19 protein-coding genes are annotated in these 19,621 nt (G+C 70.3%); 6 read left to right on the top strand and 13 right to left on the bottom strand.

Annotation, left to right across the window (positions count from 1 at the left end; all coding sequences use genetic code 11):
- Positions 1 to 124: 124 nt before the first annotated feature.
- The 3 genes from ABD235_RS32335 to ABD235_RS32325 all read right to left on the bottom strand — a co-directional run bounded on the left by ABD235_RS32335 (position 125) and on the right by ABD235_RS32325 (position 3,944).
- Positions 125 to 685, bottom strand: a complete 561-nt coding sequence (locus ABD235_RS32335) for a DUF1360 domain-containing protein (RefSeq protein WP_344181096.1) — start codon at positions 683 to 685, stop codon at positions 125 to 127.
- 100 nt (positions 686 to 785) lie between these two features.
- Positions 786 to 2,426: a DNA repair helicase XPB gene (locus tag ABD235_RS32330; RefSeq protein WP_344181094.1), complete on the bottom strand. Its 1,641-nt coding sequence runs from the start codon at positions 2,424 to 2,426 to the stop codon at positions 786 to 788.
- A gap of 72 nt (positions 2,427 to 2,498) precedes the next feature.
- Entirely contained in the window at positions 2,499 to 3,944 is a 1,446-nt protein-coding gene (locus ABD235_RS32325) for an MFS transporter (RefSeq protein WP_344181092.1), read from the bottom strand.
- A gap of 129 nt (positions 3,945 to 4,073) precedes the next feature.
- On the opposite strand from ABD235_RS32325, the gene ABD235_RS32320 reads away from it, so the two are divergent.
- Both ABD235_RS32320 and ABD235_RS32315 read left to right on the top strand, forming a co-directional pair.
- Complete coding sequence (locus ABD235_RS32320; protein ID WP_344181090.1) at positions 4,074 to 4,697, top strand: TetR/AcrR family transcriptional regulator; 624 nt, start codon at positions 4,074 to 4,076, stop codon at positions 4,695 to 4,697.
- A gap of 31 nt (positions 4,698 to 4,728) precedes the next feature.
- Positions 4,729 to 5,601, top strand: a complete 873-nt coding sequence (locus ABD235_RS32315; protein WP_344181089.1) for a DUF2797 domain-containing protein — start codon at positions 4,729 to 4,731, stop codon at positions 5,599 to 5,601.
- On the opposite strand, the gene ABD235_RS32310 is transcribed toward ABD235_RS32315, so the two are convergent.
- From ABD235_RS32310 to ABD235_RS32300, 3 genes are read right to left on the bottom strand one after another with little or no spacing between them, the layout of a single operon-like run.
- The gene (locus ABD235_RS32310; RefSeq protein WP_344181087.1) at positions 5,602 to 7,881 is read right to left on the bottom strand and encodes a helicase-associated domain-containing protein; all 2,280 of its coding nucleotides are present in this window, start codon (positions 7,879 to 7,881) and stop codon (positions 5,602 to 5,604) included. It abuts the gene before it with no gap.
- 53 nt (positions 7,882 to 7,934) lie between these two features.
- Complete coding sequence (locus tag ABD235_RS32305) at positions 7,935 to 8,492, bottom strand: AAA family ATPase (protein ID WP_344181086.1); 558 nt, start codon at positions 8,490 to 8,492, stop codon at positions 7,935 to 7,937.
- On the bottom strand, positions 8,489 to 9,268 hold the full coding sequence (locus tag ABD235_RS32300; RefSeq protein ID WP_344181084.1) for a GNAT family N-acetyltransferase: 780 nt from the start codon (positions 9,266 to 9,268) through the stop codon (positions 8,489 to 8,491). The genes ABD235_RS32305 and ABD235_RS32300 overlap by 4 nt, the downstream gene beginning before the upstream one ends.
- 84 nt (positions 9,269 to 9,352) lie before the next feature.
- On the opposite strand from ABD235_RS32300, the gene ABD235_RS32295 reads away from it, so the two are divergent.
- Complete coding sequence (locus ABD235_RS32295; RefSeq protein WP_344181082.1) at positions 9,353 to 10,135, top strand: alpha/beta fold hydrolase; 783 nt, start codon at positions 9,353 to 9,355, stop codon at positions 10,133 to 10,135.
- On the opposite strand, the gene ABD235_RS32290 is transcribed toward ABD235_RS32295, so the two are convergent.
- The 4 genes from ABD235_RS32290 to ABD235_RS32275 all read right to left on the bottom strand — a co-directional run bounded on the left by ABD235_RS32290 (position 10,122) and on the right by ABD235_RS32275 (position 13,289).
- A complete protein-coding gene (locus ABD235_RS32290; RefSeq protein ID WP_344181080.1) occupies positions 10,122 to 10,499 on the bottom strand; it encodes a DUF427 domain-containing protein in 378 nt (125 codons plus the stop codon). The genes ABD235_RS32295 and ABD235_RS32290 overlap by 14 nt on opposite strands.
- A 63-nt stretch (positions 10,500 to 10,562) precedes the next feature.
- Positions 10,563 to 11,369 carry a metallophosphoesterase gene (locus ABD235_RS32285; RefSeq protein ID WP_344181078.1) on the bottom strand — a complete coding sequence of 269 codons (807 nt, stop codon included), beginning with the start codon at positions 11,367 to 11,369 and terminating at the stop codon, positions 10,563 to 10,565.
- 1 nt (position 11,370) lies between these two features.
- Positions 11,371 to 12,606, bottom strand: a complete 1,236-nt coding sequence (locus ABD235_RS32280) for an Nramp family divalent metal transporter (RefSeq protein ID WP_344181076.1) — start codon at positions 12,604 to 12,606, stop codon at positions 11,371 to 11,373.
- A 62-nt stretch (positions 12,607 to 12,668) separates the two neighbouring features.
- Positions 12,669 to 13,289 carry an SIMPL domain-containing protein gene (locus ABD235_RS32275; protein ID WP_344181074.1) on the bottom strand — a complete coding sequence of 207 codons (621 nt, stop codon included), beginning with the start codon at positions 13,287 to 13,289 and terminating at the stop codon, positions 12,669 to 12,671.
- 101 nt (positions 13,290 to 13,390) lie between these two features.
- Here ABD235_RS32275 and ABD235_RS32270 point away from each other — a divergent pair, with 101 nt between their 5' ends.
- Entirely contained in the window at positions 13,391 to 15,016 is a 1,626-nt protein-coding gene (locus ABD235_RS32270; RefSeq protein WP_344181072.1) for an AMP-binding protein, read from the top strand.
- Between the two features lie 62 nt (positions 15,017 to 15,078).
- Here ABD235_RS32270 and ABD235_RS32265 read toward each other — a convergent pair whose 3' ends face one another.
- Together ABD235_RS32265 and ABD235_RS32260 are read right to left on the bottom strand one after the other, a co-directional pair.
- Complete coding sequence (locus tag ABD235_RS32265; RefSeq protein ID WP_344181070.1) at positions 15,079 to 16,029, bottom strand: R2-like ligand-binding oxidase; 951 nt, start codon at positions 16,027 to 16,029, stop codon at positions 15,079 to 15,081.
- Entirely contained in the window at positions 16,026 to 16,607 is a 582-nt protein-coding gene (locus ABD235_RS32260) for a TetR/AcrR family transcriptional regulator (RefSeq protein WP_344181069.1), read from the bottom strand. Before ABD235_RS32260 ends, ABD235_RS32265 begins: the two co-directional genes overlap by 4 nt.
- Before the next feature lie 120 nt (positions 16,608 to 16,727).
- Between ABD235_RS32260 and larE the strand changes: the two genes are divergently transcribed.
- Both larE and ABD235_RS32250 read left to right on the top strand, forming a co-directional pair.
- Entirely contained in the window at positions 16,728 to 18,197 is a 1,470-nt protein-coding gene (gene larE / locus ABD235_RS32255) for an ATP-dependent sacrificial sulfur transferase LarE (RefSeq protein WP_344181067.1), read from the top strand.
- A 225-nt stretch (positions 18,198 to 18,422) separates the two neighbouring features.
- Positions 18,423 to 18,806 (top strand): cold shock domain-containing protein, encoded by a 384-nt coding sequence (locus tag ABD235_RS32250; protein WP_184798346.1) that lies wholly within the window; start codon positions 18,423 to 18,425, stop codon positions 18,804 to 18,806.
- Between the two features lie 3 nt (positions 18,807 to 18,809).
- Here the strand turns inward: ABD235_RS32250 and ABD235_RS32245 are convergent, their stop codons facing one another.
- Positions 18,810 to 19,529: a TetR/AcrR family transcriptional regulator gene (locus ABD235_RS32245; protein ID WP_344181064.1), complete on the bottom strand. Its 720-nt coding sequence runs from the start codon at positions 19,527 to 19,529 to the stop codon at positions 18,810 to 18,812.
- Positions 19,530 to 19,621 lie beyond the last annotated feature (92 nt).

Raw genomic sequence — 19,621 nt, 5'->3', positions numbered from 1 at the left:
TCGTCGGGAATCGGTCAGCGCAGCAGGAGATTCAGTACGACGGTCAGCAGCACCGAGGCGACGACGGAAAACAGGATCATCGCCAGGCAGCCCTTGGCCCCGCCCACCGGACGGACCGCGGCCATCAGTCGCGCTCCCGCGTCGCGGCGTCGGTCAGGATCGTCGAGGACAGCTGCAGCAGGTCGGCGCCGGCCAGCACGGTCAGTCCGGTCGCTCCGAGCCGGGTTGCTTTCGGGCAGAGCGCCAGACCGGCCGTGTAGGTGGCGGCGGCCCAGACGGAGACGCAGAACGGGCAGGTGATCAGCTCACCGATCACCCGGCGCGCGCCGGATCCGCGGGCCTCCTCGAGCGTCTCGGCCGGGCCACCCGGAGCGGCGTACTGGGTGAAGGGCGCTCTGAGCGGACTGGTCACCGAGTTGCGGCTGACCAGCTTGCTGAACCGGAACGTCGCGGCCGCGCCCACGACCAGATCCAGCGGCTCGATCCGTCCGGGTAGTCGCCGCCCGGTCGCTCGGGCGGTCGCGGCCAGCGCGACGGAGTACGCCGCGAAGGCTGCGATCGCGCCCAAGTATCCGCGCAGTGATCGTTCCGGCCCGTACGCCTGACTCTGCCGCCGCGCAGCGGTCGCCAAGCGTCTGCCCCAGGTCTGGTCCGCCTGGCCGGCGGTCCCCGTCTCGGCTGTCATGGAGCAGCGGTACCCCGCCGATGCCGCCCGATTCACGCGAACGACAGAAATCGCATCAGGCGAAGAGGTTCCCGGCGATCGAGAACCCCTTTCCCTTGGATCAGGCGAACAGGTTCTCCGCGTCGACGATCGTGTACGCGTAGCCCTGTTCGGCCAGGAAGCGCTGGCGGTGGGCGGCGAACTCGGCGTCGACGGTGTCGCGGGCGACGATCGAGTAGAACCGCGCCGTCCGGCCGTCGCCCTTCGGGCGCAGCACGCGGCCGAGGCGCTGGGCCTCCTCCTGCCGCGACCCGAACGTCCCCGATACCTGGACGGCGACCGAGGCTTCGGGCAGGTCGATGGAGAAGTTCGCGACCTTGCTGACCACCAGGCGGTCGATCTCGCCGGTCCGGAACGCCTGGAACAGCCGCTGGCGCTCCTTGACCGTCGTCTCGCCCTTGATCACCGGGCACTCCAGCCGCTCGCCGAGCTCGTCCAGCTGGTCGATGTACTGCCCGATCACCAGCATCGGCTCGCCCTTGTGGTGGTCGGCGATCCGCCGGACCAGCCGCGACTTGGCCGGCGTCGACGCGGCCAGCCGATACCGGTCCTCGGGCTCGGCCGTGGCGTAGACGAACCGCTCGGTCTGCTCCAGGTCGACGCGCACCTCGACGCAGTCGGCGGGCGCGATCCAGCCCTGCGCCTCGATGTCCTTCCACGGCGCGTCGTACCGCTTCGGGCCGATCAGCGAGAACACGTCGCCCTCGCGGCCGTCCTCGCGGACCAGCGTCGCGGTCAGGCCGATCCGCCGCCGGGTCTGCAGGTCCGCCGTCATCCGGAAGATCGGCGCCGGCAGCAGGTGCACCTCGTCGTACACGATCAGGCCCCAGTCGCGGGCGTCGAACACCTCCAGGTGCGAGTAGACGCCCTTCCGCCGGGTCGTCATCACCTGGTACGTCGCGATGGTGACCGGCCGGATCTCCTTGCGCGCGCCGGAGTACTCGCCGATCTCGTCCTCGGTCAGGCTGGTCCGCTTGAGCAGCTCGTCCTTCCACTGCCGCGCCGACACCGTGTTGGTGACCAGGATCAGCGTGGTCGCCGAGGCCTGGGCCATCGCGGCCGCGCCGACGATCGTCTTGCCCGCGCCACACGGCAGGACGACGACGCCGGAGCCGCCGTGCCAGAACGAGTCCACCGCCTGCTGCTGGTACGGCCGCATCTCCCAGCCGTCGTTGACCAGGTCGATCTTGTGCTTCTCGCCGTCGACGTACCCGGCCAGGTCCTCGGCGGGCCAGCCGAGCTTCAGCAGGGTCTGCTTCAGGTGGCCACGCTCGGACGGGTGCACCAGCACCATGTCGTCGTCGATCCGCTCACCCAGCAGCGGCTTGATCTTGGCCGAGCGCAGCACCTCCTCCAGCACCGGCCGGTCCGTCGTGACCAGGACCAGTCCGTGCTCCGGGTGCTTCTCGAGCCGCAGCCGGCCGTACCGGTCGAGCGTCTCGGCGATGTCGACCAGCAGCGAGTGCGGGACCGGGTAGCGGCTGTAGCGCAGCAGGACGTCGATCACCTGCTCCGCGTCGTGCCCTGCGGCCCGCGCGTTCCACAGGCCGAGCGGAGTCAGCCGGTAGGTGTGCACGTGCTCCGGTGCCCGCTCCAGCTCCGCGAAGGGGGCGATCGCCTTGCGGCAGTCGTTCGAGTCCGGGTGCGCCGTCTCCAGCAGCAGGGTCTTGTCGGACTGCACGATCAACGGCCCGTCGGTCACGCCTGTCTCCCGTCAAGTGGAGGGTCGGGCAGGACACCCTGCCCGACCCTCCATTGTGCCTCGTCCCGCAAATCAGCCGACGGGGTCGGCTTCCAAGGCCCCCGGTACGGCGGCCGGCTGCACCACCGGCGGCGTGTGCTTGGGCAGGAACGCCGCGATCACCAGTGCCAGCAACGACGCCCCGCAGCCGATCGCGAGGATCAGGCGGAACCCGTTCTGCGACGGGACCTGGAAGCCGCCGAACGAAATGGTCACCTGGGCCAGCACCAGCCCGGCGACCGCACTGGACACCGACGTTCCGATGGACCGCATCAGCGTGTTCAGGCTGTTGGCGGCGGCCGTCTCGGAGACCGGTACGGCGGCCATGATGAGCCCCGGCATCGCGCCGTACGCCAGACCGATGCCGGCGCCGATCACCGCGGCGATCACGACCAGCTGCCAGACCGCGGACATCATCACGATGCCCAGGCCGTAGCCGAGCGCCACGATCACCGCGCCGAGCATCAGCGTGACCTTCGGCCCGCGGGTGCGGGAGATCTTGGCGGACAGCGGAGCCGTCGCCATCATCACCAGCCCGGACGGCGCCAGGACCAGGCCGACGGCGAGCATCGAGCGGCCCAGCCCGTACCCGGTGGCCTTCGGCAGCTGCAGCAGCTGCGGGAGCACTAGCGACATGGCGAACATCGCGAAGCCGAACACCGCCGAGGCGATGTTGGTCAGCAGCACCTGGCGCCGTGCGGTGGTCCGCAGGTCGACCAGCGGCTGCTTGGCGCGCAGTTCGTACCAGCCCCACAGCACCAGCACCAGTACTGCGGCGGCGAACAGGCCGTCGGTCAGTCCGCTGCCCCAACCCCAGTCTGCGCCCTTGGAGATCGCCAGCAGCAGGCAGAAGAGCCCGACGGACAGTCCGACCGCGCCGAGCGCGTCGAAGCGGCCGCCACTCCGTACAGAGGACTCCGGTACGAGCGAGACGACCAGTACGAGGACCAATGCGCCGGCCACGGCTGCCGTCCAGAACAGCACGTGCCAGTTGGTGTACTCGGCGATCAGTGCGGCGGCCGGCAGACCCAGTGCGCTGCCGATGCCCAGTGAGGCGCTCATCAACGCGATGGACGTACCGAGCCGGTCGGACGGCAGCTCGTCACGCATGATGCTGATGCCGAGCGGGATCACGCCGGCGGACAGGCCCTGCAGCGTGCGGGCCACGATCATCGGGGTCAGCGAGTCGCTCAGCGCGCCGATGACCGAGCCGATCACCAGCATGCTCAGGCTGAGCAGCAGCATCCGGCGCTTGCCGTACATGTCGCCGAGCCGCCCGATCATCGGCGTCGCGATCGCACCGGCCAGCAGGGTGGCGGTGATCGCCCAGGTGGCGTCGCTCGGGGTGGCGTGCAGCAGGGCCGGGAGCTGCGGGACCAGCGGGATGATCAGGGTCTGCATCAGCGAGACCGTGATACCGGCACAGGCCAGCGCGGCGACCACCGCGTTGGGGCGTGGCGCGGCAGGGACAGCAGACATGCAGGGGCCTCCGGGCGGCAGTGTTTGGTTGCGGAATACAACTAACGGTAAATCAGTCAGTTGACTTAAAGCAAGCGAGTCGGCAATCTGATGCCGACAACCGGCGAACAGGTGGGGCAAGGTAGGGCGATGGCAGTCCGGGCACAGCAGACACGCGAGCTGATCCTGGCCGCCGCCGAGCGGCTGTTCGCCGAGCACGGCGTCGGCGCGGTCTCCAACCGGCAGATCAGCGAGGCCGCCGGCCAGGGCAACAACACGGCGGTCGGCTACCACTTCGGCACCAAGGCCGACCTGGTCCGGGCCGTCGTACGGCGGCACAGCGAGCCGATCGAGCAGATCCGGACGCGGATGCTGGCCGAGCTGCCGGCCGAGCCGCAGCTGCGGGACTGGGTCGGGTGCATGGTCCGGCCGAACCCGGAGTACCTGGGGACGTTGAGTACGCCGACCTGGTACGCGCGGTTCGGCGCGCAGGTGATGACCGATCCGGTACTGCGGCAGATCATCCTCGAGGAGGCAATGACGTCGCCGCAGCTGCAGCAGGTGCGGAACGGGCTGAACACGTGCCTGCCCGCCGTACCGGCCACCGTGCGGGCTGAGCGGGGCGAGATGGCTCGGCACCTGATCGTGCACACGTGTGCCGAGTACGAGCGCGCTGTTGCCGCGGGGGAGCCAACGCCTAGTCCGACCTGGTCCCGGCTGGCCACTGGGCTGACCGATGCGATCACCGGATTGCTCCTGGCGCCGGTGTCCTGAGGTTGTCCGTGGGCTGCTGTAGCTTTCGCGCATGCGGGTGACTGGGCTGCTGTGGAGCGGTGGGGAAGCGCAGCTGGAGTGGGCCACAGGGAAGGTCATTCCGCTCTCGGTAGGGACCGAGTTGGCGTTCGTGTTCGGGGCGGACCGGCGGTGCATCGGGATCTGGCGGTCGGGGCGGCGGTTGGCGTGCTCGACCGCGACCGTCCTGGATCCGGCGAGCCGGAGTCCGCAGTGCCCGGACTGCCAGGCGATGGAACGGTCGAACTCGATCGCCGCTGACACGCGGCTGGACGATCCGCGGTCGTTCTCGGTGTACCTCGCGCACCACGGGAGCGTGGTGAAGGTCGGCATCACGGCGACCGAACGCGGGGAGGCCCGGTTGCTGGAGCAGGGCGCGCTGTCGTCGACGTTCATCTCCAGCGGCTCGCTCCTCGGTGCGCGCCGCATCGAGAACCTGCTGATGACGACGCTGGGCCTGCCGGACCGGGTCTCCACCACCCGCAAGCGCGCGGCTCGCAGTCGGCCGGCGGCTGGCGCCGAGCGCATTGCCGCTCTGCAGGATCTGGTCGGCCGAGCAGCTGAGTTGTCCTGGCCGCAAGGTCAGACCCGCTGCGAGTCACCGATCCGCGACCACACCCCGACGTACGGGCTGCCAGCTGAAGGACTCCACCCGGGCGCTGCTCTCCGGTCACCTACTGCCGGCAGCACCCTGACCGGTGAGATCGCCTGCACCATCGGCGCAGACGTCTACCTCCGTACGACGGCGGGCGTGGTGCTGCTGGACACCCACCTGCTGGCCGGCTGGTCACTGCACAGGGCTCAACCCGACGCCGAGCTCACTGTCCCGCTCGAACCGGTGGAAGCGTTGCCCCCACCGGAGATCGAGCAGGACGCGCTGTTCTGATCAGACCGGTCGCGCGGTGGCTATGCGGTGGAGGGCGTAGGTGCGGGGCTGGTCGGCGCCGTCGTCGTACGCGGTGAGCCAGCCGTCGGCGACGCGGACCGGCTCGACCACGCGTTCCGAGGCGTTGCCGTTGTGGTCGACGTACGAGATCCAGGTACGGCTGTTCGCCTCGGCGGCGTTGGTGAGGATGCTGATGGTCTCGGCGGGGGCGCTCGGCTCCTGGCCGGCGTCCTCGGGGCGTTCGGCGGCCAGGCGGTCGCCGGTGCGGACCTTCTCGATGACGGCCTTGACCTGGTCCTCGGTGAGCTCGGTCGGGGTGTCGACGAAGTCCCGGCTGGTCCGGCGACGCGGTGCGTCACCGCGGCGCGCGGTCGCCGTACTGATCTGGACGACACCGTCGAACGTCTCGGCCAGCGGCGCCAGGCCGGCTTCACGCAGGCGAGCGAGCACCATGTCCGGCGGCGAGGGTGAGACCACGACCGTCGGCGCGAGCCGGCGGAACCGCACGCCGGGCAGGTTCGAGTTGAGGAGTTGCGTCAGCACGTCCTCGTCGTCGCAGCGCAGGTACGTCGTCGCCGTACCGATCCGCAGTACGCCGTGCCGCCGCGCGACGTCGTCGATCAGGTAGGTCAGCGGCTGCGGCACCGGAGTGCGCGAGTGCTCGGCCAGCCACTTGTGCAGCTGGTCGCTGGTCCGGCCCATGTCGAACGCACGCCGTACCGAGCTCTCGCTGAAGCGGAAGACCCCACCACCACCGTGCGACTCGGCATCGGCCATCGCCGCCAGGTCATCCTGTACGGCGCGCACCAGCGGCCCAGGCGCCACAGCGGTCAGGTCGGCCTGCAGCAGGAACTCCGTCACCGGCGCGGGCACCATCGGCTCGATCGCCGCGGCCAAATCGTCCGCCGTCGGCTCCTCGTCCAGCAGCGGCCGCGCATGAGCACCCAACGAACCAAGGCCAGTCAGGCCGAGCAGAGCGGCCTCCGTCAGCGTCCACTCGACCAGGTCGTCCCGGAACTGCCCGCCGCGCCGCGGCCGGTGCCACGCCACCCAGGTCACCACCGACTCGGTCGCCGGCGCTGAGCCCGGGCCGGCCTCGGCCAGCGCCTGCAGCGTCAACTGACGCACCTCGGGCGCCAGAAGCCGTTCCAGGTCAGGCGCCAACGCATTGACCAGTCGCTCGCGCGCAGCAGCAGTCGCACCGCCGCTGTCGCGCCGGCCGATCAGACCGATCGCCCGCAGGCCCGTGTGCCACGCGATGACCAGCTGCGCCCAGCGGTGTGCGGTGTCGAGCTCCAGCCAGTCGTCATACGCGCCGGTCGGCAGCCACATGTCGTTGGAGCCGACCTCGACGGCAGCGACCAGCCCGGCGGCGTACGCGATCTCCAGCACGGCACCGGCGGTCTGCTCCTCGACACCGATCCGCCCGGCGAGCGAACGCAGCTCACGGACTCCGACGCCGCCGGTCCGCAGTACTGGCGGCGGCTCGGTGCCCAGCTGCTCCAGCGCACGGTCGACCAGTCGAACCAGGTCGAGCGCAGCACCAGCAGCAGCCCGGTCGGCGATGGACGCCGACACCTGCTTGCCGTCCAGCGGCGGGGGAGTCGGCCGGGTCGACGGCAGCACCCGGCCACCACGCAGGTGCAGACCGATCTGCCGAGGCAGTACGACGGTCGTCGGGTCCTTCGGTACGACGAGCCCGCGGGCGAGCAGCTGCTCCACCGGACTCTTCGCCGAGGCGATGGTCACCGGCCGCTCGGCCTTTTCCACCGTGCCGGTCGGCGGACCCCAGGTGAGCTTGGCGAGCACCTCCCGGGCCTCCGGACCGGCCTCCTCGATCAGCTTGTCCAGGTCGCCGAAGTGGCGGGTCGTGACAGGGCCCAGCCCAGCAGGGGTCGGGCCGAGCAGCTCGTGCACGGCTCTGATCGGGCGCAGGTCGTCCTCGGTGCCCCAGACCAGTGCCAGCGCCAGCAGCTCGACCACTCGGGGCTGGACAATCTCCACGGGCTGGCCGACGCCGGCGGCGAGTCCGGCGACGTCCACCGGCTCGGGCAGCGCCGACAGTGCCTCCAGCAGGTCGACGCCGAACTCGTCGAGCCGGTTGATCGCGCGGGCCGCGGAGGCGTTGGTGGTGGCCCTCGCCGCCAGCTGGCCGGTGTCGGCAGGGATCGGCGTCGCCAGGTCGGGCCGGTGCCGCAGCAGGTGCCCGAGAGCAGCGTCGTCCCAACTCCGCAGGGCCTCGGCGAGGGTACGGGGGCGGGTCCGCTCGGTGTTGCTCATCCCTCCCACGGTACGGCCCCCGGCCCAACCCGGACGACTCGCGCCCGAATTCTTCACCGACCGTACGAGGTCGCCCCCGGATCGGCGGGCAGGTCCGGCGGCAGACCCAGGTCCTTCAGGATCCGGCCCAGTACGGCGTCCAGGTCCTGGTGCTCGTCGAACACGTGCTGCTCGACCCCGGCCAGCAGGTCCCGGGCCTCGTACCACTCGCGCATCGACTCGGGCGCCACGTTCGCGGCCCAGGACCGGGTCGCGTGCCGGACCAGCGTCTCCTCGAACGGGATGTCGAAGTAGTAGTGCCGGGTGGTCCCGCGGTGGTCGGCGGTCAGCCCGCGCAGCATGTCGCCGTACCGGTCCTCGTTCATGATGCCCTCGACGATCACGTCGAAGCCGCGGGCGAGGCAGTACCGGGCGTTCAGCCCGATCAGGTCGATCGCCGCGTTGCCGGGCACGTCCTTCTCCCACAGCAGCACCCGGCGGATCTGGTCCTGCTCGACGATCGCCGTCCCGCGCCCGAGCCGCGCGCGCAGCTGCCGGGCGGTGGTGGACTTGCCGGATCCGGAGTTGCCCCGGAGCACGATCAGGCGCGACTCGGTCGTGCCAAGACTCACTCGGCGCCGCCGGCGTGGCCGATCCGGTGGAAGCCGACTCGTTCGTAGACCGCAGCCACCGCGTCGTTCTGGGCGGACAACAGGATCAGCTCGACGCCGTTGGCCAGCGCGTGCTCGACCAGGCAACTGGTGACCGCGGCGCCCAGGCCTTGGCGGCGGGCGGACGGGAGGGTCGCGACCCCGACGATCTCCGAAGCGGTACCGACCGGCTGGTGTACGCCGGACGCCAGCATCCCGTCGTCGCCGAAGGCCGCGGCGGTCACCGAGACCCCGGCTTCGGCCCGCTCGAGCAGAGCGGCCGCCGTCTCGTCCGAGACCTCGTGCGCGTCCCGCTCGGCAGCGCCGGCCTCGCCGACGTCGGTGCCCGGAGTGCTGAAGCCGACGTTCGCCACCGCCCGGGCCTGGCGCAGGAGCTCCACGTCAGCCGGCAGGATCTCGCAGCGGGCGGCGGTCTCCACCGGCTTGAAGTCGGCGCGCTCGAGCACCAGCAGCGGGTACTCGACCACAGTCAGCCCAGCAGCCTCAGCGGCCGGTCCGAGCGACGGGCAGGTCTCCACGACCCACTCGAAGCTCAGCGGCAGGTCCAGCTCGGCACACCGCTCCCGCACCCGTTCCACGTCCGCCTGCTCGACCACACTGCCGCCAGGCAGCGGGCGGGCGTAGTACGGCCAGATGGTGGTCGTCCGGAAGAGCGTGAACGGCCCAATCTGCTCCCCGGTCGCACCGGACAGCGGGACCGCATGCAAGTACTCGTCGACGCGCGTGAGATGAGTCATCGCCCGCAGTGAAGCGCATGGACCGGCTCATGTCGAGCAAATTCCGTCGGCTCCGACGTCCCTGCCGATCCCCAGGAGGAACCGATGGACCACGTTGTATCCGCCGACGGCACCCGCATCGCCTACGAGCGCTCCGGCAGCGGCACGCCACTGATCCTGATCGGCGGCGCGCTCTGCGACCGCGGCAGCACCCGGCCACTGGCCCAGGCGCTCGAGCCCGACTTCACCGTCGTCTCGTACGACCGGCGCGGTCGCGGCGACAGCGGCAACACCAGCCCGTACGCCGTCGCCCGCGAGGTCGAGGACCTCGCCGCACTGATCACCGCGCTCGGTGGGACCGCGGCGGTCTACGGGCACTCGTCCGGCGCGGGCCTGCTCGTGGAGGCCGCCGCGGCCGGCCTGCCGATCAGCAAGGCCGTGCTGCACGAACCGCCGTACAGCCCGGACGACCCCGAGGCGCAGCGGCAGTCCGACGAGAGCGCGGTCGTCGTCGAGCGGCTCATCGCGGACGGCCAGAACCTGAACGCCGTCACCGAGTTCTTGCAGATGACGGGCATGCCGAAGGATGCCGCCGAGGAGTGGGTGGCGTCGTACGGTCTCGCGGCGCTGGCGCCGACCATCCTGCACGACTTCGCCGTCATGGACAGCTCGCCCGGCGGCGTCGTGCCGGTCGACAAGCTCGCGCGCGTCACCCAGCCGGCGCTGGCGCTCTGCGGCAGCTTCAGCCCGCCGTTCATGGTCGACGCGGCGCGGCTGGTCGCGAAGGCGCTGCCGAACGGGCAGTACGTCGTGCTGGAAGGCCACCACCACGTCGTACCGCCCGAGCTGCTTGCGCCTGTGCTCAGGGACTTCCTCAGTCCGCGATGATCTCCAGCTCGACCCGGTCGGTGTAGAACGCGACGTGGTCCTTGATGTCGGCGACCGCGTCGTACGGCTGCTCGTAGGTCCACACCGCGTTCACGCCGGCCTCGCCGAGTGCCGGGATGCTGTAGTACGCCGCGTCGCCCTTGTACGGGCAGTACGTCGTGTGGTCGGTGCGCTCGAGCAGGCTCAGGTCGACGTCACCGCGCGGGAGGTACTGCACGGCCGGGTACGTCGACTCCTGCAGCGACAGCGCGCCGCGAGTGTCGGCCAGCACCTGGCCGGCCACCTTCACCACCACGCGGTCCGGGTTCTTCTCCACCGTGATCGGGTGGTCAGGGCCCGGGATCTTGACCGGCTTGTCCGACATCTGGGTCTCCGCTCTCGGCAGGCAACTACGTCCTCTCAGCAGCAACCCCGGTGTCGACCGGATTCATTCCCCGGAGTCGCCGAGAGGTTCGAGCTCGACCACCAGCGACGGTCCGCCGTCGAAGGTGCCGGCGTCGATGCCGAGCACCAGGTCGTCGCAGTACAGCAGCGGACCGGTGACCCAGGCCGGGTCGATGCCCATCTGGTCGGCCACGATGCTGTGCCCGTGCACGATCCGCTCGCCGCCGAGGTGCTGCAGCAGGGTCCGCGCGATGGCCGGCCCGTCCGGCCCGCGGAACGCGTAGCGCGACGTCATCCGGCGCCAGATCTCCCACCAGACGGTGATGTCGTCGCTGTGCAGGTCGGCCCGCGCGGCCGCGTTGATCTCGTCGATCGTGCTGCCCCACTCGACGTACTCGGCGGTGTCGGAGTGCATCAGCAGGTGCCCGGCGTCCAGCCCGAGCATCGGCTGGTCCAGCAGCCACTCGACGTCCTCGTCGGTGAGCAGCTCCTGGTCGCGGTCGATGCCGCCGTTCAGCGCCCAGCTGCGCTCGAAGCTGCGCAGCGTGATCCCGTCGTGCGGCACCGCCTCGTCGCCGAACTTGTGCATGCCCAACGCGAGGATCTCGTGGTTGCCGAGCAGCATCCGCACCTCGCCGGTGCCGTGCGACGCCTGCGCGCTCAGGCGCTGGACCAGACGCAGTACGCCGATCCCGTCCGGGCCGCGGTCGAAGAAGTCGCCGAGCAGCCACAGCCGGGCGTCCCGGCCGGACCAGTTGCCCTCGGCGTCGACCAGCCCGGCCTCCAGCAGCGAGGCGGCCAGCTTGTCCGGGTGACCGTGCACGTCGCTCACCACGAACGACGCGGTCACGTCAGCCTCGCAGCGTCAGCACGATCAGTACGACGTTGAGGACCGAGACGGCGGTGGCGACCAGACATGCGGTGAGAGTAGTCGGCAACCGGTTGACCAGGCTGCCCATGATGCGCCGTGTTGCCGTCAACTTCACCAGCGGCCACAGCGCGCACGGGATCCCGAAGCTCAGCACGACCTGCGAGACCACCAGCGCGCGGCTCGGGTCGATGCCGATCGCGAGGATGACCAGCGCCGGCAGCAGCGTGACCAGCCGCCGTACGGCGAGTGGCACGTGCCGCTGCCAGAACCCTTCCAGGATGACCGATCCGGCGTACGTGCCGACCGAGGACGACGCGAAACCGCTCGCCAGCAGGGCCAGCGCGAACAGCAGCGCCGGCAGCTGACCGAGCCGGTCGCCGATCGCGGAGTGCGCCGCGTCCAGCGAGTCGGCGCCTGAACCACTCAGCGCGGCCGCGGCCAGCACGACCATCGCCAGGTTGACTGCGCCGGCCAGGGCCATCGCCACGGCCACGTCGATCCGGGTCGCCCGCAGGACGCGCTGCTTGCCCGCTGCCGAGCGCAGGGACTTCCAGTGCCGGTCCGTGACCAGGGCGCCGTGCAGCCAGATCGCGTGCGGCATCACGGTCGCGCCGAGCATCCCGGCCGCCAGCACCAGCGACTCCGTCCCGTCCAGCCGTGGCACCATCCCGCCGATCACGCCCGACGCCGACGGCTCGGCCTGGATCGTCGACACCACGAACCCGACCAGTACGACGGCCAGCAGCCCGATGATCGCCGCCTCGAACGGCCGCTGCCCCCGCTTCGACTGATAGATCAGCAACCCGAACGAGACCGCGCCGGTGATCACGCCACCCAGCAGCAGCGGTACGCCGAACAGCAGGTTCAGCGCGATCGCCCCGCCGACCACCTCCGCCAGGTCGGTCGCGACGGCCACCAGCTCGGCCTGCGCCCACAACCCGCGCGACGTGGTCGGCCGGAAGTGCTCGCGGCACAGCTGCGGCAGCGTCTTCCCGGTCGCGATGCTGGCCTTGGCCGCCAGGTACTGCACGAGCACGGCCATCAGGTTCGCCCCGACGACGACCCAGCACAGCAGGTACCCGTACGTCGCGCCCGCGGCGATGTTGGTGGCGAAGTTCCCGGGGTCCACGTACGCGACGGCCGCCACGAAGGCAGGGCCGAGCAGCAACAGACCCGATCGGTTCAGCTGTCGTCGAAGCGGCGCCGGTGCGTACATGGGAGAACTATGGCCGACACAACCGACATCTGGGCCGGTTGTCTTGTTTTGAGACCAACAACTCAGCCCCAGTTCCAGCGGACCTCGAGCGTGACGTCGACGGTCTGCTCGCCGGGGCTGACTCCCATGTCAGCGGCGAAACCGCCTGTGCTGGCGGCCTTGGCCGACATCTCCCGCAGCGGGACGTACCCCTGCGACTCGCTGACCGCCGCGATCCCACCGATCGACTGACCGGTCAGCTCCGCCAGTTGCGCGGCCTTCTGCTGCGCCTGCTGGAACGCCAGCTGACGGGCCTTGTCGACCAGCGCGGCCTTGTCGGCCACGTCGAACTGCAGGAAGTCCAGGCCCAGGCTGTTGCCCACAGCGGCGACCGCGGCGTTCAGCAACCGGCCGAAGCCGGTCAGGTCGCGTGTGGTCACCGCCATCGAGTGCGAAGCCCGGTAGCCGGTCACGGTCATCGACTCGCCGTACTGCGGGTGCACGGACACGGAACTGGTGGCGATGTCGTCGGCGGCCACCCCCTCGGCCTGCAGCGCGGCCATGACGGCAGCCGTCTTCTCGGCGACCTGTGCGACCGCGTCCGCGACGTCAGGCGCGTCCTGCCCGACGCTGAGCGTGAGGCGCAGCAGATCCGCCGGCGCGGTGGCCTGCCCGGTCCCGGTGACAGTGATCCCAGTGTCCATGCGTGCAGTCTGACACCTCGCCCGGCCCACAGCCCGTGGTCGGCTGTGCCGACAGGCCGCCGGGGTTGTCGCCCGGCCTACCCGCGAGTCACGATGGCGCCATGAGCCTGCCGTCGTACGCGTCCGGGGTGTCCGAGGTTCCGTTGCTGGGCGAGACCATCGGCGCGAACCTGCGCCGGACCGTCGCCACGTACGGCGGGCAGGAGGCGCTCGTCGAGGTCGTCTCCGACCGGCGCTGGACCTACGCCGAGTTCGGGGCTGCCGTCGACACCTTCGCGAAAGGCCTGATGGCGCGGGGGATCCGCAAGGGCGACCGGGTCGGGATCTGGGCGCCGAACTGCGCCGAGTGGACGATCACCCAGTACGCGACGGCGACGATCGGCGCGATCCTGGTGAACATCAACCCGGCGTACCGGACGCACGAGCTGTCGTACGCGCTGAACCAGTCCGGCGTCCGGCTGCTGATCTCGGCGACCGCGTTCAAGACCAGCGACTACCGCGCGATGGTCGACGAGGTCCGCGGCGACTGCGCGGCGCTCGAGGACGTCGTCTACATCGGTACGCCGGACTGGGACGCCGTCGTCGACGCGGCGGCCGGGACGACCGACGAGCAGCTCGCCGAGCGCGAGGCCGAGCTGGCCTTCGACGACCCGATCAACATCCAGTACACGTCGGGCACGACCGGTTTCCCCAAGGGCGCAACGCTTTCGCACCACAACATCCTGAACAACGGCTACTTCGTCACCGAGCTGATCGGCTTCACCGCCGAGGACCGGCTCTGCATCCCGGTGCCCTTCTACCACTGCTTCGGGATGGTGATGGCCAACCTCGGCTGCACCACGCACGGCGCCTGCATGGTGATCCCGGCGCCGGCCTTCGACCCCGCGGCGACGCTCGAGGCCGTCCAGGACGAGCGCTGCACCGGCCTGTACGGCGTACCGACGATGTTCATCGCCGAGCTCGGCCTGCCGGACTTCGCCGACTACGACCTGACCTCGTTGCGTACCGGCGTGATGGCCGGGTCGCCGTGCCCGATCGAGGTGATGAAGCGCTGCGTCGCCGACATGCACATGGCCGAGGTCGCGATCTGCTACGGCATGACCGAGACGTCCCCGGTCTCTACACAGACCCGCCGCGACGACGACCTGGACCGTCGGACGTCGACCGTCGGTCAGGTGATGCCGCACGTCGAGGTGAAGCTGGTCGATCCGGCCACAGGCCTCGTCGTACCGCGTGGTGAGCCGGGCGAGCTCTGCACCCGCGGCTACTCGGTGATGCTCGGCTACTGGGACGACGAAGAGAAGACCGCGGAGGCGATCGACCGCGCCCGCTGGATGCACACCGGCGACCTCGCGGTGATGCGCGACGACGGCTACGTGAACATCGTCGGCCGGATCAAGGACATGGTGATCCGCGGCGGCGAGAACGTGTACCCGCGCGAGATCGAGGAGTTCCTCTACACCCACCCCGCGATCGCCGACGTCCAGGTGATCGGCGTCCCCGACCCCAAGTACGGCGAGGAGCTCTGCGCCTGGATCAAGCTCAAGGACGGCGCTCCCGAGCTGGACGCCGCCGCGGTCCGCGAGTTCGCCACCGGCAAGCTCGCCCACTACAAGATCCCGCGCTACGTCCTGCTCGTCGACGACTTCCCGATGACGGTCACCGGCAAGATCCGCAAGATCGAGATGCGCGAGAAGTCCGTCGAACTGTTGGGACTCACCAACTAATCATCCGCGGGGCGACTTGTCGACAAAACGCGTGCGCTGACTGCCCTGGCGGTCGTCCTTCGTCACCGGACGGCGGCCAGGGCCGCCGAGTCCTCGTCGCCGAAGTCGTCCTCGAGCTTCTCGGGGGAGTAGTCCAGGTCGATGCCGGACACGTCCGCGCCGACGGCGGACTCGATCGCGCCGAGGCGTCGGGTCGCGCGGTCGCCGGCGTACGTCATCAGGGCGGTCGGGTTGATCTCCGGCGGGAGCTCCGGCGAGTTCTCCAGCGCCCACTGGATCTGCACGAGCGCGTGCGGGAGCAGCTCCTCCATCGTGTCGGTGACGACCTTCCAGTTGGACTCGTCGGCCGCAACGTGGCGACGGCAGGTGAACGTGCCCCAGGCCATGTGGCGGCGCTCGTCGTCGCCGATGCGCCGGATCAGCTCCTGCATGCCGGGCAGGATGCCGCGGGCGGTGCAGAGCAGGTTCCAGGCGTGGTAGCCGGTGAGGGCCAGGGTGCCTTCCACCACGTGGTTGTACGTCACCGAGGCGCGCACCTGGTTGGCGGGCGACGGGTCGTCGGCCAGCGACTTGAGGGCCACCGGCAACGCTTCGTAGAAGATCGCCCGGTAGCCGGGGTTGTGCTCGACGTACCGGTGCAGGTCCTCGGTGACGCCGACCGCGTCCAGCCAGAGCCGGAAGACCGCGGTGTGCTTGGCCTCCTCGAAGCAGAACTGGGTCAGGTACATCTCGTCGCCGAACCGGCCCTCCGCGGCCATCGCCTGCAGGAACGGTTGCAGATCCTCGGTGACCGCTTCCTCGCCGGCGATGAACTGCGCACACAGCATCATCGCGTTGTCCTTCTCGTTCGGCGTCAGCCGCTGCCAGTCCTCGGCGTCCTGGCTGAAGTCGATGTCCCTCGGGTTCCAGAACTTGCGGTTGCCCTTGTCGAACAGCCGCAGCGGCAGCGCGTCCCAGTTGAAGCCGCCTTCGCGCAGCGAGTTGAAACCCTTGCGGTGCAGGGGATTCGTCATGCCGACCTCCTGAGGAACGGGCCCAGCACCTGAGCCACCTGGGACGCGACGACCGCGGGCGCGGCGCCGGGATTCACGATGTGACTCAGTACGACGCGCAGCGCGACGTCCACGCAGGTCGTTGCGTCCTGCGGCGACACCTCCGGCCAGTGCTCCCGGACGTGCGCGTCGAGCCGCTGGTGGCTCAGCTCCAGCACCTGCTGCCCCCGTGTGGTCAGCAGCTGACTGGCCTGGTCCGAGCCGGGCTGGCCGAGCGCGGCCTTCACCAGCGGGTTGTCCGCGGCCAGCGTCAGCGCCCGCTCGACCGCGGCCCGCAGCCCGTCGATCGGGTCGCCGTGCTCGCTCAGCGCCGCGTTCACCTCGACCAGGAACCGCTCGGTCTCCCGCGCCGCCACCGCCTGCAGCAGACCCCACCGATCCTTGAACTCGTTGTAGACCGTCTGCCGGGACACCCCGACCCGGCGACCGACCTCGGCCATCTTCAGCCCGTCGTACCCGCCGGCCACCAGCACGTCGTACGCCGCGTCGAGCAGTTCGTCGCGCAACCGCCGCTTGGTCCGCTCGGCGAAGGAGTCCATGCCGACCATGGTTTACAGATGAGCCCTGGATGTCAAGCAGCCGGACACCAACGGGTGTTATGTCAACCACGATGCAGACCGATCGGTGTCCTGGGGGTGCGGCGTCGTAGGGTTGGAGACGTGTCAACCGCCGAGATCCAGCCCAGTCCCACCACCACCGACGTCCCGGAGCTCGTGGTCGGGTTCGATCTGGACATGACGCTGATCGACTCGCGACCGGGGATCCAGGCGGTGTGGGACCTGCTGGCCGCCGAGACCGGTGCGGAGATCGACACCGACCTGGTGGTGAGCCGGCTCGGGCCGCCGCTGACCTGGGAGATGGCGCACTGGTTCCCCGCGGACCAGGTCGACGCGATGGTCGCGCGGTACCGCGAGGTCTACCCGGAGCACGCGATCACCGGCAGCCTCCCGCTGCCCGGTGTCGCCGAGTCGCTGGCCGCGATCCGCGCGCTGCGCGGGCGGTCCGTGGTGGTCTCGGCGAAGTACACCCCGAGCGTGAAGCTGCACCTGGACCACCTCGGCCTGGACGTCGACGAGCCGGTCGGTGACCTGCACGGCGCCGACAAGGGCATCGCCCTGCGCGAGCACAACGCGACGATCTACGTCGGCGACCACACCGCCGACATCGACGGCGCCCACGCGGCCGGAGCGGTCGCGGTGAGCGTGGCGACCGGGCCGTTCACCGCCGACGAGCTGCGGGCGTACGGGGCGGACGTCGTACTGAACGACCTGACCGAGTTCCCCGCCTGGCTCGACGCGTACGTGCTCGAGCAGCGACTCGAGGCGCTGATGGCCCGCCTGGCGACGTACCCGAGCCTGGTCGTCGCGTTCAGCGGCGGCGCCGACTCGGCCTTCCTGCTCGCGGCCGCGGCCCGCGCGATCGGCCCGGCCAACGTGGTCGCCGCGACGGCGGTCAGCCCGAGCCTGCCGGTCGCGGAGCTGGAGCCGGCCGCGCGCTTCGCCGACAGCCTCGGCGTCCGGCACGTCACCCCGCACACGCACGAGATGGACCGCGAGGGCTATCAGGCCAACGCCGGCGACCGGTGCTACTTCTGCAAGGCCGAGCTGGTCGAGACGTTGCAGCCGATCGCCGACGAGTTCGGCATCGCCGCGATCGCGACCGGGACGAACGCCGACGACGCGATCGCCGGGTTCCGGCCGGGGATCCGGGCCGCGTTCGAGCGCGGCGCGATCACGCCGCTGAAGGACGCCCGGCTGACCAAGGCGCAGATCCGCGAGGCGTCGCGCAGCTGGGGCCTGGAGACGTCGGACAAGCCGGCCGCGGCCTGCCTGTCGAGCCGGATCGCGTACGGCGTACGGATCACGCCGAACCTGCTGGCCCGGGTCGACCGGGCCGAGCAGGCCGTCCGCGCGCACCTGGCGCCGTACGGCGTGCAGAACGTCCGCGTTCGCGACCTCGGCCAGTCCGCGAGCATCGAGATCGACGCCGCGCTGCTCGGCGCGGTCGACAACTCGGCGCTGGTCGAGCTGGTCCGCGCCGAGGGCTTCCTGGCGGCCGCGGTCGACCCGCGTGGGTTCCGCTCGGGGTCGATGAACGAGCGGCTCAAGGAGCCCGAAAAGTATCGGTGAACCGAGCCGGTGCTCCGGTTGCCGGGGGATCGTTCCATCGGCGACCTGGTCGCAGCAGGTGGGGACCCGGAATTACGAGACCGGGGAGTGTGGAATCGGTGCCTGATCAGGTAGTTTTCCACAGGCGCGGTGCACCCGGTTCACGTACGCTGGGTAGCCGGCCCGGGCAGCCTGTCCGGTCGCCTTTTCCGTCCTGTTCCGTCGATCGACATCGAAGAGGTTCCCGTGCCTGTTGGCAAGGTCAAGTGGTATGACTCCGAGAAGGGGTTCGGCTTCCTCAGCAAGGAGGAGGGCGGGGACGTCTACGTGCGCGCGGAGGCCTTACCGGCCGGAGTGACCAGCCTCAAGCCGGGCCAGAAGGTCGAGTTCGGTGTCGTCGAGGGCCGCAAGGGCGAGCAGGCGCTGCAGGTCCGGCTGATCGACCCGCCGCCGTCGGTGGCCAAGGCGATGCGGCCGAAGCCGGAGGAGATGGCGCTGGTCGTCGAGGACCTGATCAAGCTGCTCGACAACCTCGGCGAGGGCTACCGCCGAGGCCGCCACCCGGATGGCAAAGCCGCCCGCCAGGTCGCGACCGTACTGCGCGGAGTGGCCGACCGCCTCGACATCTGAGTTCTACTTCTTACGCCGTTCGATCAGTTGCTGGATGCCGTCCAGGACGACGTCCAGCCCGTCCTGGAAGTCGTCCTCGAAGTCGATGTCCAGCTGGCCGGGCGACTGCAGGCTCGCGGCGATCGCCGGGAAGCGGTCCGGCGTCGCCAGCATCGCGAGCCGCCGCGCGTAGAGCTGGTCGGCGCTGTCGTCGGTCCGCAGGTGAGCGGTCAGCTGCGCCGTACCGCGCACGTAGATGTTGACCAGCATCATCGACGACAGCTGATCGTTCGGCGTCAGCGGCGTGCCGTCGAACGCGCGCAGCGCCGCCTCCATCCAGTCCAGCTGCTGCGGTGACAGCGGCGCCTCGAACAGCGGCACCTGCAGCACCCACGGGTGCCGGACGAGCGCGTCCCGGAGCTGCTCGGCCCACGCGGTGATCCGGCCCCGCCAGTCGAGCGCCTCGTCGACCGGCGCCGGCTTGCCGAAGGCCTCGTCCAGCATCACGACGTACAGGTCGTCCTTGGCCTCGACGTACCGGTAGAGCGACATCGTGGTGAAGCCGAGCTCGGCCGCCACCTTGCTCATCGAGACCGCGCCGAGCCCGCCCGCGTCGGCCAGCCGGACCGCGGCCGCGCCGATCTCGCTGATGTGGAACGTCGGCTTCGGCCCCGGCCGGGCCGGCCCTTCCCGTCCCCACAGCTGCTGCAGCACCCTCGGCAGCTCGACCTCGTTCGTCTCCATGGCCGCAGTCTATCTGTTTACAACATAGACAGATAGCGGCTATGGTCTGCGTACGCCGCACACAGTGTGCGCCATACACAGATCACCTGGAG

Source organism: Kribbella lupini (assembly GCF_039529595.1).
GTDB lineage: Bacteria > Actinomycetota > Actinomycetes > Propionibacteriales > Kribbellaceae > Kribbella > Kribbella lupini.
The sequence above is the reverse complement of the archived record's forward strand: the minus strand, read 5'-3'. Positions and strand labels throughout refer to the sequence as shown.